At 39.7% G+C, this 14,909-nt stretch carries 13 protein-coding genes, 1 riboswitch and 1 other annotated feature (1 of these 15 cut by a window edge); of the genes, 4 read left to right on the top strand and 9 right to left on the bottom strand.

The window, feature by feature from the left end; all coding sequences use genetic code 11:
- Positions 1-10: a binding site (T-box leader), on the bottom strand (it extends 211 nt beyond the left edge of the window).
- Positions 11-166: 156 nt separating this feature from the next.
- The 5 genes from QE429_RS07805 to QE429_RS07785 all read right to left on the bottom strand — a co-directional run bounded on the left by QE429_RS07805 (position 167) and on the right by QE429_RS07785 (position 4,472).
- On the bottom strand, positions 167-1,357 hold the full coding sequence (locus QE429_RS07805; RefSeq protein ID WP_307285972.1) for an MDR family MFS transporter: 1,191 nt from the start codon (positions 1,355-1,357) through the stop codon (positions 167-169).
- 423 nt (positions 1,358-1,780) lie between these two features.
- Positions 1,781-3,229: an ammonia-forming cytochrome c nitrite reductase subunit c552 gene (locus QE429_RS07800; protein ID WP_307285969.1), complete on the bottom strand. Its 1,449-nt coding sequence runs from the start codon at positions 3,227-3,229 to the stop codon at positions 1,781-1,783.
- Between the two features lie 2 nt (positions 3,230-3,231).
- A complete protein-coding gene (locus QE429_RS07795) occupies positions 3,232-3,744 on the bottom strand; it encodes a NapC/NirT family cytochrome c (protein WP_307285965.1) in 513 nt (170 codons plus the stop codon).
- A 269-nt stretch (positions 3,745-4,013) separates the two neighbouring features.
- Complete coding sequence (locus QE429_RS07790; RefSeq protein ID WP_307285963.1) at positions 4,014-4,193, bottom strand: glycogen biosynthesis protein GlgD; 180 nt, start codon at positions 4,191-4,193, stop codon at positions 4,014-4,016.
- A gap of 15 nt (positions 4,194-4,208) precedes the next feature.
- The gene (locus QE429_RS07785) at positions 4,209-4,472 is read right to left on the bottom strand and encodes a YtzC family protein (RefSeq protein WP_307285960.1); all 264 of its coding nucleotides are present in this window, start codon (positions 4,470-4,472) and stop codon (positions 4,209-4,211) included.
- Positions 4,473-4,684: 212 nt separating this feature from the next.
- On the opposite strand from QE429_RS07785, the gene mnmL reads away from it, so the two are divergent.
- Positions 4,685-5,647, top strand: coding sequence for a tRNA modification radical SAM protein MnmL/YtqA (gene mnmL / locus QE429_RS07780; RefSeq protein ID WP_307285957.1), 963 nt, complete (start codon positions 4,685-4,687; stop codon positions 5,645-5,647).
- A complete protein-coding gene (gene mnmM / locus QE429_RS07775) occupies positions 5,648-6,220 on the top strand; it encodes a tRNA 5-(aminomethyl)-2-thiouridylate-methyltransferase MnmM (RefSeq protein ID WP_307285955.1) in 573 nt (190 codons plus the stop codon).
- A gap of 26 nt (positions 6,221-6,246) precedes the next feature.
- Here mnmM and QE429_RS07770 read toward each other — a convergent pair whose 3' ends face one another.
- Both QE429_RS07770 and QE429_RS07765 read right to left on the bottom strand, forming a co-directional pair.
- Positions 6,247-7,338 (bottom strand): tetraprenyl-beta-curcumene synthase family protein, encoded by a 1,092-nt coding sequence (locus QE429_RS07770; protein WP_307285952.1) that lies wholly within the window; start codon positions 7,336-7,338, stop codon positions 6,247-6,249.
- Between the two features lie 8 nt (positions 7,339-7,346).
- Positions 7,347-8,150 carry an alpha/beta hydrolase gene (locus QE429_RS07765; protein WP_307285949.1) on the bottom strand — a complete coding sequence of 268 codons (804 nt, stop codon included), beginning with the start codon at positions 8,148-8,150 and terminating at the stop codon, positions 7,347-7,349.
- Between the two features lie 127 nt (positions 8,151-8,277).
- Between QE429_RS07765 and QE429_RS07760 the strand changes: the two genes are divergently transcribed.
- Positions 8,278-8,790, top strand: a complete 513-nt coding sequence (locus tag QE429_RS07760; protein WP_307285946.1) for a gamma carbonic anhydrase — start codon at positions 8,278-8,280, stop codon at positions 8,788-8,790.
- A 552-nt stretch (positions 8,791-9,342) separates the two neighbouring features.
- Here the strand turns inward: QE429_RS07760 and asnB are convergent.
- Both asnB and metK read right to left on the bottom strand, forming a co-directional pair.
- On the bottom strand, positions 9,343-11,247 hold the full coding sequence (gene asnB, locus QE429_RS07755) for an asparagine synthase (glutamine-hydrolyzing) (protein WP_307285943.1): 1,905 nt from the start codon (positions 11,245-11,247) through the stop codon (positions 9,343-9,345).
- 260 nt (positions 11,248-11,507) lie between these two features.
- Complete coding sequence (metK, locus tag QE429_RS07750; protein WP_307285941.1) at positions 11,508-12,710, bottom strand: methionine adenosyltransferase; 1,203 nt, start codon at positions 12,708-12,710, stop codon at positions 11,508-11,510.
- Between the two features lie 276 nt (positions 12,711-12,986).
- A riboswitch (SAM riboswitch) is annotated at positions 12,987-13,132 on the bottom strand.
- 185 nt (positions 13,133-13,317) lie between these two features.
- On the opposite strand from metK, the gene pckA reads away from it, so the two are divergent.
- Positions 13,318-14,904, top strand: a complete 1,587-nt coding sequence (gene pckA, locus QE429_RS07745) for a phosphoenolpyruvate carboxykinase (ATP) (protein WP_307285938.1) — start codon at positions 13,318-13,320, stop codon at positions 14,902-14,904.
- Positions 14,905-14,909: the final 5 nt, after the last annotated feature.

Here is a 14,909-nt window from a genome sequence, read left to right as displayed (position 1 = left end):
CTGTCTTTTCAATATGAAGTATTACGGTTATTGTATTAAATTTATCATAAGTATGCAAGTAAACAAATAGCCTAATTTCATAATAGACCAATAGCTTGAGTTTTAAACAAAAAAGACAAAGGAAAATAACCCTTTGCCTCACTGTCCATGTGGAATGGACAAATTCCTACATTTGTCCACGGATGGTGCCTGACACCACTGTTTTTATGCTACGGTCATAGAGTAAAGTGGTGATGATGGCCATGATAAATAATCCAATTAGGACGAGGAATAAAGCTGAAATATCGTAATAGTCTACGATTATTCCTCCTAATAGAGGGCCAACCATTCTTCCACCTGTAGCAGTGCTGTTAACGATTCCTTGATAGAAGCCTTCTCGTCCTTTTGGAGCTAGGTTAAAGGCAACAGTTGGTACAGCAGGCCAGATAAACATTTCCCCTATTGTTAAGATAATCATCGCAACTAAGAAACCAGAAAAAGCATTTGCCTTTCCTGCCACAATGAACGAAACAATAAAAATGCCAATACCGATGAGGATTTGAAGCTTCAATGAGGCAGAAAGACGCTTCATAACTCCATTTAACAGCGGCTGCCCTAAGACGATAATGGCACCATTTATTGTCCATAACAAGCTATACTGGCTTAGGGAAATGTTGATTTCCTGTGTATAAGATGAAATCGTTGTTGACCATTGAACATATGCAACCCAGCAAAGTAAATACCCTAAGCACAGGATTAATAAAGCTCGCAAATTGTTTCTGTTTTTTATTACTGGTCCTTCTGTGTCACTTGGTATTGGCTTAGCTGAAGCTGTAGCAATTCCTTTATAGCCGAATACAGCTATGAAAAGAAAAATGATATACATAATTGTATTGGCAAGGAAGATGAGTTGGAAAGAATAATCTGCCACAATCCCTCCAAGAGCCGCACCTACGGCTACCCCCAAATTTTGTGCTACATAAATGGCATTAAAGGCTTTGCGTCCGCCCTCGACCCAAACGGTTCCCGCCATCGCATACATGGCCGGAAAAACTACCCCAGACCCAAAACCGATGATGGTTAAAAACACTATATATGCTGGCCAGCCATGCCAGAATGTCAAGCCAACTAGAGCAACGAGCGTAATACCTATTCCCAATATAATAGATTTATAGCCACCTATTTTATCAAATAGACTGCCGCCATACAGATTTCCAATGACACTTGCTGCCGAGTTCAGCATCAAGACAACTCCAGCAACGGATAATGATTTACCTAAATGATCGTGAATATAAATTGTATTTAAAGGCCATAAAAAAGAAGAGCCTGTTACATTCACTGCCATCCCAATGATTAAAAGCCATAAGGCTCGTGGCATGAAAAACGCTCCTTTACAATAAGCTGATTCAATTCCCAAAGAATTATATTATTCCTTTTTCGGAGGAAGTGCAATATTTTTCATTGCCAGCTCCAGGTAAATGTTTGCTTCATTTCAAGTCAATTTATGGAGTTTTAGTTAATTCCGCCAAACTTGCGATTTATTCCGCCAGCTTTGTATGGAATTCCGCCGATTTTGCAGTTTATTCCGCCAACTTTGTATGGAATTCCGCCAACTTTGTAATTTATTCCGCCAACCAATAAATTAGAATTCTAAAATTGACACTTACCACTTAATTTGACAAAATAAACGCAAGAAAACACTGTTTCCAATGAAGAAACAGTGCTTTCTACAACGTTACCTAAGGCTCTTTCCATTCTTATTCCTTCTTGGCGGGACGAATAAGTTTAATTTGGAAGGAGTCTATTTTTTTACAGGTGGTACCACAGGTGCTTGGGCAGGGAAGTAACTATTTACTGCCTTATCCTTTTTCTTCTCATTTACTTTTTCCTCTAATACGGCTTTCTTTACTTTTTCAATTTCCTTATCCAGTTCATCCATGTTCACGCCTTTTTTCACAAGCTCTTCAGTCGCAAGGCGAATTGCTTTATTGGACTGTTCAATTGAGATCCGCAATGAATCCATCGACCCCTGTGGGTTATGGAAGCCTGATGAATTTTCTGCTGCGATAATATCCCAGTACCATTGTCCTTGACGCACATATTCCTGTGCTTGTTTAATCTTCTCATTGCTTACACCAGATGTAATCATTTTGTTTACATAATAGTGAGAAGTGGTTGAAACATCCTGTGCCTCGTGTAACGCACTGACATTTGCCTCTTGAATTTCAAGAACACGATCTTTTAACTTATCTAAATCACGGTCACCGTGACATTGACCGCAAGAGGTTTGCATTGTTTTAAGTGGAGATGTCCACCAGTGTGAGGTAATTTTTCTTTTTCCATCGACACGTTCATAGGGCATATGGCAATCTGCACAGGAAACGTTTGCTTTGCCATGCGTGCCTGATGAGTGTGTTTCATATTCAGGGTGCTGTGCTTTTAACATTGGTGTACCTGAAATATTACTGACCCAATCCTTTTCAAACCCATTTCGTTTCGCAATCGTATTATAGTATTCATAAATTTCTTCCGGCTTAAAGCCTTTAGTCCAAGGGAAGGTTACTTCACTATTTTTAGATGCGAAGTAGTACTCCACATGGCATTGTCCACAAACATAACTTCGCATGTCATTTTTAGTTGGATTTGAAACGTCTACTCCCTTTGCCTCTAACGCTTTAAAAAAGCTTGGACGTGTTACGCGTAAATCCATTGTTTTTGGATCATGGCAATCAGAGCAGCCGATTGGTGAATGACCCAGCGCTTCGCCCTTTGGCCAAATATCCTTATTAAAGTTAGCCCCCCAATAGCTGTCGCCCATTTCCTTAATCATCTTTGGAACGGCCGTTGATTTACATGTATAACAAGAACCAACAGATTTATCCGTAATCCGTTTAATATTGCGGATATCTTCTAAGGCATAGGTATGTCCCCGCTCTTCATTGTACTCGGTTGCGAATCCGTATCCATTAAACAGAATCGGCAGCAATGGCTCTTTATCTTCTTCATACTTACTGCGTTTAACAGAACCGCCGTAAGTTGTATCTTCCATCTTCTCATTTTTCTTATAACTGTTATATTGAAGCGGAAATAAGTCTTTAAATGCTTCGTTACTAATTTCAGCGGCTGAGAGGCCTGTCGTCTTTTTCCCGGCTGCTGAAGCTGTTTTTTCACTGGAATCATTGCTGCAGCCAGTGATTATCAATAAAAATGCCAGCAGGAAAAGATATGCCCCATAACGGAATCTTCCCATTCTTAAAATCCTCCCTTATTTTCTAATAATTCTCCTGATTTAGGTGGCTTATTATAGTGATCATCTTTAAAGCCTTTCCCATGTGGTACGGTTTTGTGACAGGAGACACAGCTATCTTTTGCGTCATGTGATACATTGGTAATCGTACTCTTGTGACACGTTATACAGTTTTCATTGATAACTTTCATCGTTCGGTCTGTAGCCTCAATGACATTTGGAATATCATCAGTTCCTACTGTGTTGTAATATACATGAGTCATCCCAGCACGACCCTTAAAAAATAGCTTTCCTACCTCACTCTTGTGTGGTAAATGACAGTCGTTACACTGTAGTTCGGCATGCGTGGAATCCATGAACGATGTGTAGACATTTTTCATCGTATGACAATTTTGACAGAAGCCGGGTGAATCCAGGTATGCCATGGTTTTTACTGTTGTGAGTGATAACAGCACACCTATTAGAAGTACGATTACGAATAAAAACTTTTTGTTGATCTTTGAAAGCCTTTTAAACATTTCTTCACCTCCCATAGTCAAGCTTTTCTCCTTTTCTACGGCATTAAAATACTGATGTACTTTAACCCCACCTTATTTAAACCATGTTATTTCACACCCAATCTGTGACGTACATCACATAACAAATTGGAGTTGTTTCTAATGTGTGAACGGGATTTTTCTTCTATTTTCAAGTTGTTTTCGTTGAAAAATTTATACCATAAAGGATCTAGAGGGTCTTTTTTATAAAAAGAAGAGGCAGACTTTTTTGTCTGCCTCTTCTAATATTTTTAGGAGGATTGTTCTTTTTCTTGGTGGAATTTAGACTTTACAGGCTGACCGCCAGTTTTTTCATACTTCTTTTTTGATTGTTTAACTACATCAAAGTCCTGACCAAATTCAACGTCTTGGTTATTTACTCCATTACGAGTTTTTTGTTCAGGGTTTTGTTGTTTTGAACGTTTTTTCAAAAGTGTCTCCCCCTCTTAATGTCTTTCTAAAATCATTGAGTTTTGTAGCTGTTGAAGCTGCAATCTCATTCGATGGAGTTGTTCACGCTGCTGCGAATTTGCACTATGGGCCATTTTAGCAATATCTTGATAGGTTTCTTCCAGCGATTGTAATGCTTTTGTGTAATCATCGTCATTATAATGCTCTTGGAGGCTGCTATCCTTATACTGACCTTCAGCATATCGGATTGCATCCTCACATTGCTGCATTAGATTATCCATTGATTCACGAGTAGCCATCTAAAAACCCAACCCCCTTCTTCTTTGAAGCAAACTGCTTCATTTCTTATTTTGTTCCCGTTTCTTTTTCCTATAACACAAGTGGTATGATAAATGTTGCCAATTAGTATGCAAGAATTTCAATTGGATATGCTCTATTGTTCATGATAAAATTTCTCTATCTTATTCATTTTATTGGGTGGAAATTTTAATTAACAAGGAGGTTTACTGATTTGAATCAGACCAAACCTTTTCCATATGCTATTGATGACAAGCGGTACCATACATGGAATTACCATCTCAGGAACCATTTCGGACATAAGGTGTTCAAAGTTGCCTTAGATGGAGGCTTTGACTGCCCGAACCGAGATGGTACTGTTGCTCATGGCGGTTGTACTTTTTGCAGTGCGGCAGGATCAGGGGATTTTGCTGGAAATCGTGCAGATGACCTGGAGAAGCAATTCATTGAAATCAAAGAGAAAATGCATACGAAGTGGAAAGATGGAAAGTATATGGCTTATTTCCAAGCCTATACCAATACGCACGCACCCGTCTCTGTTCTCCGAGACAAGTTCGAACGAGTCTTACAGCAAGAAGGTGTCGTAGGACTATCTATCGCAACCCGTCCAGACTGTCTTCCTGATGATGTCGTGGAATATTTAGCCGAATTAAATCAGAGAACTTATTTATGGGTTGAGCTTGGTTTACAGACAGTCCATGAACGAACAGCCCTGCTCATTAACCGGGCTCATGATTTTCAATGTTATATCGACGGAGTCAATAAGCTAAGGAAGCACGGAATCCGTGTTTGCTCTCATATTATTAATGGTTTGCCACTTGAGTCATATGACATGATGATGGAAACGGCTCGTGAAGTAGCAAAGCTTGATGTACAAGGGATTAAGATTCACTTGCTTCATCTTTTAAAGGGCACACCGATGGTAAAACAGTACGAAAAGGGTATGCTCGAATTCCTTTCCAAAGAAGACTATGTAAAATTAGTATGTGACCAATTAGAAATTTTATCGCCGGAAATGATTGTTCACCGGATCACAGGTGATGGACCAATTGATTTAATGGTTGGACCTATGTGGAGTGTGAATAAGTGGGAAGTCTTAAATAGCATAAATGCGGAAATGAAAAACAGAGACAGCTGGCAAGGGAAATTTTTTAAAGGGCAACCGGAGGTATTATAAATGAAAATGGAGCGTATTCTTCCGTTTGCAAGAAATTTACTTGAGAAAGCTGTAAAACCTGGAGATATTGTAGTAGATGCTACCTTAGGCAATGGCCATGACACTGTATTTTTAGCCGGCCTTGTGGGAGAAAGCGGAAGAGTCTACGGATTTGATGTTCAAGAGGAGGCTATTGCTGCAAGTAAGGAGCGAGTAGATCAGCATGGACTTTCTGATCGAGTAAAGATGTTTCATGAAGGTCATGAAACACTTTCCAAACTCATACCACCGAACCATCATGGCAAGGTTACTGGGGCTATTTTTAATTTAGGTTATTTACCAGGAAGCGATAAATCCGTTGTAACTCGTCCTGAAACAACCATTTCAGCGATTGAACAGTTGCTGGATATCATGCCACCAGAAGGAATCATTGTTCTCGTCATTTACCATGGACATATGGAAGGTGCAGTTGAACGTGACTCCTTGCTCCATTATTGTCATGATCTAGATCAAAAAAAAGCGCATGTCCTTCAATATCAATTTATCAATCAACAAAATAACCCGCCGTTTATTGTAGCTATTGAAAAGCGTTAAAAGAGGATGACACGTCATCCTCTTTTTTACTTCGTCATTAATCTCACAACAAAGGATGGTACAGATTTTTGAATGGAACGGTAGGCAAGTCCATTAAAATAAAAGAAATAGCTAATCCATCCTCCTGATTTGATAATTCCTCTTGCCAGTCTTCGGACATTTTTTTGTTTTCGGACTTTCGAATCGGACAAATAAATTCCAAGCAGGCCACGATTGATCAGCTGGTGAAATCTTTTATGTGGCAGGAATTCTGTATGTCTGTCCGCTTCTTTTACAAAATGGGTTAGACGATTAAATAGGGTTTCCTGATTTTCGTAGTAAGCACAAAAATTCAAGTCCCCTCCTGCTCTATCTTCTTCTTGATCGATAAAATAATCCAATAAGATATGTAAGCCCTGAATATATGGGAAATACCCTTTTCGAATACTCTCTGCATCACTAGCGTTGAAATCGTCGCGCATGGCATACGAAACTAAACAAAAAATCCCCAATGTGGAACCCGAACATGCCGAAAATTCATACCATTCCATTTCTGGCAGCTGCTGTTGATAATGATGGAACCATTTTTCGAGGCGTGGGACACGTTCGTCATGAACAACATGTTTATTGATTTGCAAATCACAATAATACTGGCACAATTCGAGAAGATAGTCTTTAATCTTGTCATAGTGCTCTAAATCCCTTAAGACTGACCGGCACGTTTCAGAAAGATCGTGTAAATATTGATCGTCGTCTTGATCTTCACGAAAGCGGTAATAATTTTTCTCATCAACGTGTAAAACCAAGGCATCGGACATGGATTCATGCAGTGCAGCAAAGTCAGCAGGATCAAGAGAAGTACTTCTATCACAAAGGTTATCTAGATAATCACTGATTGTTTGATAAGCAACGATGAATTTTATTGCCTTTTTAGACTCCTCTTTGGCGGTAAGAGCTAGGATGGCCCCACCTTCACAATGAAAAGTTTTATGTTCAATACTCGCAAGAGCCTGTGCCCTTAATTCAGGGTTGGGGATTTTCTCTGCCCGGCTTTTCCAATAAGCCAATTCTTGATGGACAGCTGGAAGAACTTTGCGATAAACCCTGGACATGAGGGTGATTGGCATCATGGAAATCATCTACCTTTCTATACAATATAACCAATCGCTTTTAATTGACTGTTAACAAAATCCTTTGCATATTCAAAGACTTCTTCACGTTCTGGTTCATTAAAGATTTCATGATAGCATTTCGGCCATTCCTTAAATCTCTTTTCGGATAATGGTGCATGATTGAACCAATCCTTAACAGTAGCTTTATTCACAATCAAGTCATCCCCGCCTTGCATAACTAGCATGGGAATATCTTGTGTTTGATCAATGTTTAAGAATGCTTGTTTGATCGCAGCTGCCAACTCTCTATACCATCTAACAGAAACTTTCGTCACGTATAGAGTGTCATTGGAGTCTGCTTCACGGACATCTTCGTTTCTAGTCGCCATTTGGACCGTTAAACCTGAATTAATCCGTAATGTGGGAAAGACCACGTTTAATCCGTGTGATAATACCTCTAGTAATTTAGATGGGGTGTGAACCAATCCCAAGCAAGGTGATGACAGAATGACACCGGCAAGGTTCAGTCTTTCCTCTTGTAATAAGCGGAGCGAAATTAATCCTCCCATGCTATGGCCTAATAAAAATACAGGCAAATCATAACGGTATGCCGCTTGGATCCAATCCTTTACTTCATAAATATATTCATCGAAGGAATCGATATGGCCACGGTTCGCCCTCGTTGTCATACCCTGACCTGGAAGATCAGCCATAATGACATGAAAGCCCGATGAACGCCACATTTCAATCAGCCAGCCATAGCGGCGGTGATGTTCCATCGCACCATGAACCATCACAATGACAGCTTTTGCCTCCCCTTCAGCTTCCCACTTCCACATATTTTTTCCCCCTAAAAAAATTAGATAGCCATTATTGAAAAGTCTATTTTACTACACACCATGAAAAAGATGAATTTTTTGAAATTCTGTTACAATAGAAATATATTGTAAAAAAGGAGCGAACAGAATGATTTACCCTTATAAAAATAAGTATCCATTAATCGCTGAGTCAGCGTTTATTGCCGATTATGTAACGATAACTGGCGATGTTGAAATTGGTGAGGAGTCAAGTGTTTGGTTTAACTCAGTGATCAGGGGCGACGTTGCCCCGACTAGAATCGGTAATAAGGTAAACATCCAAGATAACTCTATCTTACACCAAAGTCCTAATAACCCGCTAATTTTAGAAGATGAAGTAACCATTGGCCACCAGGTCATCCTTCACAGCTGCATCATTAGAAAAAGAGCTTTAATTGGGATGGGCTCCATTATCCTCGACCAAGCAGAAATTGGTGAAGGCGCCTTTATTGGTGCTGGAAGTCTCGTCCCGCAAGGCAAGAAAATTCCTCCTAATACTTTAGCATTTGGCAGACCCGCTAAAGTTATTAGGGAATTAACTGAAGAAGATAAAAAAGATATGACTAGAATCTATACAGAATATGCAGAAAAGGCCCAATATTATAAGTCCTTACAGTCATGATTTTTACACTCAATAATTGTTTAGCGATATTTTGGGCATAGTAGCTATTATGCGCTTAGCACTGGACCTGTTTTGGTCACGTTGATTTTTTCTACGTGACCTTTTCTTCGTTCTCTAACCCATTTGGGTCACGTAGACCGCTTCTATGTAACCAGTTTCCCCTTCTTGAGCCTACTGGGGCACGTAGACCGCTTCTATGTGACCGGTTTCCCCTTCTCATAACCCTTTGGGGCACGTAGACCGCTTCTACGCGACCGGTCCCTCTGTCTCTTGACTATTTCGGGCTCGTAGACCGCTTCTACGTGTCCGGTTTCTCTTTCTCATACCCCTTTGGATCACATAGACCGCTTCTACGTGTCCGGTTTCTCTTTCTCATACCCCTTTGGGTCACGTAGAGCGATTTCACATGGAGAGGTTGGCGCGATAATACGAACATAGCTCTAATAACCGCCTGCGGAAAGCAAAACTTATTGAGATGAATCAATAGACTAGTTTAACAGAACATAAAAAGAAGCTGACTCAAATTTATCATTTGAGTCAGCTTCTGCTATTTTAGTTTTTTAGTGATTCTAACACTTTCCCTTGTGCAAAGTCACGTTGAAAGGAATACACGTCTTCAACATACACTTGATGCCATACCATAAACATGAGAACCGTCCAAATTTTTCGGCTGTTGTCCGCTTTTCCTTGGCAATGGTCTTCAAGTAATCTTAAGACATATGCTTTGTTGATTAAATGATCCGTGTTACTTTCACGAATTATTTTTTTCGCCCATTCGTTCATCTCATTTTTTAACCAATGACGAATTGGAACAGGGAACCCGAGCTTCTTACGGTTAAGAACATGCTCTGGAACAACACCTTCAGCTGCCTTACGCAGGATATACTTTGTTGTCCCATTTGCTGTTTTAAGGCTTGTTGGAATTTTCGATGCAACCTCAAATACAGCCTTATCTAAGAAAGGAACCCGAAGCTCTAATGAATGAGCCATTGTCATTTTATCTGCTTTTAGAAGAATATCGCCGCGCATCCAAGTATGGATATCAATATACTGCATGCGATCAACCGGATCGTAGCCTCTAGACTCAGCATATAAAGGTTTTGTTACATCTGTATATTTTAATCCTTCATGGTAGACGTTCAGTAAATCACGCTTTTCTTCTTCTGTGAACATTTTGGCATTCCCAATATAACGCTCCTCCATTGGTGTCACACCACGTTCAATGAAGCTCTTGCCTTTCGTTCCTTCAGGCATAATATTAGCAATACCTTTAAGAAGAACTTTTCCTACTCGAGGAATTTTATTGAAGATTTCTAAATCCTGCGGTTCCCGGTAAATGTTATAACCGCCAAATAACTCATCCGCCCCTTCACCCGAAAGAACAACGGTTACATGCTTTCTAGCTTCACGTGCGACGAAATAAAGAGGTACACATGCAGGATCGGCAAGCGGATCATCCATATGCCACATAATCTTCGGTATTTCATTCATATATTCCTCTGGGGTAATCACATAGCTGATATTTTCTACACCCAATTTTTCCGCAGTTTCTTTAGCCACATCAATTTCACTGAAGCCATTGTGTTCAAAACCAACGGAAAAGGTTTTAATCGCCGGATGAAACTCTTTTGCAATCGAAGCAATAATAGAAGAATCGATCCCACCCGACAAGAAGGAACCAACCGGTACATCGCTTCGCATATGTTTCTCAACAGAATCGAATAAAATATCACGAATTTCTTTCGTAAAATCCGCTTCAGATTTTTGAATAGGGCTAAAATGAGCCTTCCAGTAGCGCTTAATATCCATTGGTGCACCTATCTTCTTAGTGAAATAGTGACCAGGTTCAAGCTTCTTAATACCCTGTGACATAGTATTCGGTTCAGGTACAAATTGGTACGTTAAATAATGCTGTACAGAATCATAATCCAATACATCATTTTCAAGCGCCAGTAAAATACTTTTCTTTTCTGAAGCAAAGAAGGTTTGCTCACCATCTTCTAAATAGAAGAAGGGTTTGATGCCGAACGGGTCACGTGCCCCAAATAATCTTTGTTCTTGTTTATCCCAAATGACAAAAGCAAACATTCCGCGCAGCTTTTCAACCGCTTTTTCTTTTAAATGACTGTACAGAGCTATAATAACCTCTGTATCTGAGCTAGTTGCAAATGATAGACCTTCTTTTAATAGTTCTTCACGAAGTTCAACATAGTTGTACACTTCACCATTAAAGATAATCCAGTAGCGTTCGTTTTCATACGTTAACGGCTGATGTCCGCTCTCAATATCAATAATACTTAAGCGGCGAAAGCCAAATTGAATATGTTCATCATAATAGAAACCATCATCATCTGGACCACGATGGGTAATGATATCATTCATATTTTTAAATTGTTGTTTTTGTTCGTCGCTATAGTTTTGTGTTTTGTCGTGTACACAACCAATAAAACCACACATTATGTACCTCACCTACTCCAATCTTAATTAAACATCTTTGTAAAAAAACATCTCTCTAATACTACCACTTTTTTATTTAAATAACACTGTGAACTTATAGGTAATTTTCGTACCATCATTTTTCACTTCTTTTGACCTACTTAAACATTTTATTCCAGGAATGCAATAAGGAACAACCTATTAGACGAAAAAATAAAAAAGGGAGTTACAATTAATGCAACTCCCCTATTTAGGGTCATTTCGCCCGGTGGCGAATACTATTAACGATTTGCTGCTTGCTCTTTTAAAGCGTCTGCTTTATCAGTACGTTCCCAAGGAAGATCCACATCTGTACGGCCAAAATGTCCGTAAGCAGCTGTTTGCTTGTAAATTGGGCGGCGAAGGTTCAACATGTTAATGATACCAGCTGGACGTAGATCAAAGTTTTGTTCTACTAATTCAACTAATACATCTTCACTTACTTTACCTGTACCAAATGTATCTACAGAGATAGAAACAGGTCTTGCTACACCGATAGCATAAGCAAGCTGTACTTCACATTTCTCAGCAAGTCCAGCAGCAACGATATTCTTTGCTACGTAACGTGCTGCATACGCTGCAGAACGGTCAACCTTTGTAGGATCCTTACCAGAGAATGCGCCACCGCCGTGACGTGCATAGCCACCGTAAGTATCAACAATGATTTTACGGCCTGTTAAACCAGCATCCCCTTGTGGTCCGCCAATTACGAAACGGCCAGTTGGGTTAATGAAGTATTTTGTATTTTCATCGATAAGTTCTTGTGGAACAACCGGATTGATAACATACTCTTTAAGATTACGTTGGATTTGCTCCAATGTAACCTCTGGGTGGTGTTGAGTGGAGATAACGATTGTATCAATACGAACTGGTTTGTCGTTCTCATCGTACTCAACTGTTACTTGTGTTTTTCCGTCTGGACGAAGGTAAGGAAGAATCTCTTCTTTACGAACTTCTGTTAAACGGCGTGCAAGCTTGTGCGCAAGTGAAATTGGAAGCGGCATAAGCTCCTTTGTTTCATTACATGCGAAACCAAACATTAAACCTTGGTCCCCTGCACCAATTGCTTCAATTTGCTCATCTGACATTTGGCCTTCACGAGCTTCAAGTGCTTGGTCAACACCCATCGCGATGTCTGGAGACTGTTCATCGATAGAAGTTAAAACTGCACATGTTTCGGAGTCAAATCCGTATTTTGCACGATTGTAACCAATGCTTTTAATTGTTTCACGAACAATTTTTGGAATGTCCACGTAAGTTGAAGTTGTGATTTCGCCAGCAACTAAAACTAAACCAGTTGTAACTGAAGTTTCAGCAGCAACACGTGCATTAGCATCTTTTGCTAAAATAGCATCTAAAATGGAATCAGAAATTTGGTCACAGATCTTATCGGGATGACCTTCAGTTACTGATTCAGAAGTGAACAAACGACGTTTTGTTGACATCTGAATTCCTCCTATATAGTGAAATAAGTGAGGTTATCTGTGTGGGTATGTAATGACCTTGCCGTTTAACCTCGGGTTGATACGGAACTCATTCCCTTAGTAGTATGAAATAAATACAGGGTTTTTATTAGTAGAACAATATTTTGCTCAAAACCCTATAGTAAATTCTAACGATGGAATAAAAAGAAGCGATAATGTTGCACGATTTCCTTTTACAAATAAAAAACCTTTCCATCTCTGAGGAAAGGTTGATAGCAAAAGTTTGCGTGCCTTTCACTCTTATCGTTCAAGGCGAAGCCTTGCTTCAGGTTTAGCACCTTTGCCCAAAAATTGCTGATTGTAGTGTACTACGCTCTCACACTTTTCGTTTGCAGGTTGCTGGGTTTCATTGGGCCTGTCCCTCCACCAGCTCGGGATAAGAGAGTATCCGTTCAAGGGTAAATCATAACCTACTCTGTCGAACAATGTCAATGCATTTTTCAAGGAAAATTAATTTAAATCTTCACTATCTATTTTTCATTAATTAGTATAGATTATTCAATTGAATGTGTTATACTTTTTAATATGTTACAACCATTAAAAAATGGATAAAGGAAGGTTGCAGTAAATGAATTCTGTTCATAGTCCTAATGAATTAAAACAACTGTTATCAGAAAGTAATGTCCACGTGCAATTATCAGTTCCCCAGTTAGTAGAAAAGATCTTATGCCGTAATGAAGGTTCTTTAACCTCGACTGGTGCTGTAAGCGTTTCAACTGGTAAATATACAGGCCGCTCACCTCAAGATAAATTCATTGTGATGGAAGAATCCACAAAGGATAAGATTGCTTGGGGTTCGTTGAATCAACCTATATCTGAAGAAGTATTTACGAAACTTTATCAAAAAGTCTTAAATTATTTAAAACAACAAGAAGAAATTTTTGTTTTTAAAGGATTTGCAGGAGCGGATAAAAAATCCCGCTTACCAATCCAGGTAGTGAATGAATTCGCTTGGCACAATCTCTTTGTTCATCAGCTGTTCATTCGACCAACAGAAGATGAATTGCTTTCACATGACCCAGGATTTACGGTGATTTCTGCACCGAATTTCAAGGCAGACCCTAAGGTCGACGGAACTAATTCCGAGACTTTTATCATTATTTCCTTCGAGCGCAGAATTGTTCTTATTGGTGGAACAGAGTACGCAGGAGAAATGAAAAAGTCTATTTTCTCAGTCATGAATTATTTATTACCCGAAAACAATATTTTCTCCATGCACTGCTCAGCGAATGTGGGTATTGAGGGAGATGTTGCTTTATTCTTTGGTCTATCCGGAACTGGTAAAACGACTTTATCCGCTGATCCAAACCGCCGTTTGATTGGTGACGATGAGCACGGTTGGTCCTCTAACGGTGTCTTTAATATCGAGGGAGGCTGCTATGCAAAGTGCATCAACCTTTCTAGGGAAAAAGAACCACAAATTTTTGATGCGATTCGTTTTGGGACGGTGCTTGAAAATGTCACTCTTAACAAAGAATCGAGGGTTCCAGATTACGATGATGGCACGTTAACAGAGAATACCAGGGCAGCATATCCAATCGATGCCATTGATAATATTGCCGTGCCAAGTATTGCGGGTCACCCGAATACGATTGTTTTCTTAACTGCAGACGCGTTTGGGGTCTTGCCTCCGATATCAAAATTAACGAAGGAACAAGCGATGTATCACTTCTTAAGCGGGTATACCTCTAAGCTTGCTGGTACAGAACGTGGTGTTACCTCACCTGAGGCAACATTCTCAACTTGCTTCGGTGCACCATTCTTACCGCTTCCTGCTACTCGTTATGCTGATATGCTGGGTGAAAAAATCCTTGAGCACAATGCAAACGTATTTCTTGTGAATACCGGTTGGACCGGCGGTGAGTATGGCGTAGGCAGCAGAATGAAGCTCTCCTATACAAGAGCAATGGTTCAAGCTGCACTTGAAGGTGAATTGAACCATGTCGAGACAACCAAGGATGAAATCTTTGGATTGAATATTCCACTTCATATTGCCGGGGTTCCTGATGAGGTATTGCAGCCAAGTAAAACTTGGTCCGACCAACAGGCATATGAAAAGAAAGCAAAAGAACTAGCTGCGAAATTCCGAGAAAACTTCAAAAAGTTCACGGATGTTTCTCCTGAAACCGAAGAAAAAGGTGGACCTATTGCTTAATATGA

Source organism: Bacillus sp. SORGH_AS_0510 (genome assembly GCF_030818775.1).
GTDB lineage: Bacteria > Bacillota > Bacilli > Bacillales > Cytobacillaceae > Neobacillus.
Note: the sequence above shows the minus strand (reverse complement) of the source record. Positions and strands in the feature narration are given on the sequence as shown.

Coding starts and splice junctions, on each gene's coding strand:
- QE429_RS07765 (WP_307285949.1), bottom strand. CDS start 8,150: ATGTGGAAGTGGGAAGCTGAAGGGGAGGCAAAAGCTGTCATTGTGATG.
- QE429_RS07785 (WP_307285960.1), bottom strand. CDS start 4,472: ATGGCTACTCGTGAATCAATGGATAATCTAATGCAGCAATGTGAGGAT.
- QE429_RS07760 (WP_307285946.1), top strand. CDS start 8,278: ATGATTTACCCTTATAAAAATAAGTATCCATTAATCGCTGAGTCAGCG.
- QE429_RS07770 (WP_307285952.1), bottom strand. CDS start 7,338: ATGATTTCCATGATGCCAATCACCCTCATGTCCAGGGTTTATCGCAAA.
- QE429_RS07795 (WP_307285965.1), bottom strand. CDS start 3,744: ATGTTTAAAAGGCTTTCAAAGATCAACAAAAAGTTTTTATTCGTAATC.
- mnmM (WP_307285955.1), top strand. CDS start 5,648: ATGAAAATGGAGCGTATTCTTCCGTTTGCAAGAAATTTACTTGAGAAA.
- QE429_RS07805 (WP_307285972.1), bottom strand. CDS start 1,357: ATGCCACGAGCCTTATGGCTTTTAATCATTGGGATGGCAGTGAATGTA.
- pckA (WP_307285938.1), top strand. CDS start 13,318: ATGAATTCTGTTCATAGTCCTAATGAATTAAAACAACTGTTATCAGAA.
- QE429_RS07800 (WP_307285969.1), bottom strand. CDS start 3,229: ATGGGAAGATTCCGTTATGGGGCATATCTTTTCCTGCTGGCATTTTTA.
- asnB (WP_307285943.1), bottom strand. CDS start 11,247: ATGTGTGGTTTTATTGGTTGTGTACACGACAAAACACAAAACTATAGC.
- metK (WP_307285941.1), bottom strand. CDS start 12,710: ATGTCAACAAAACGTCGTTTGTTCACTTCTGAATCAGTAACTGAAGGT.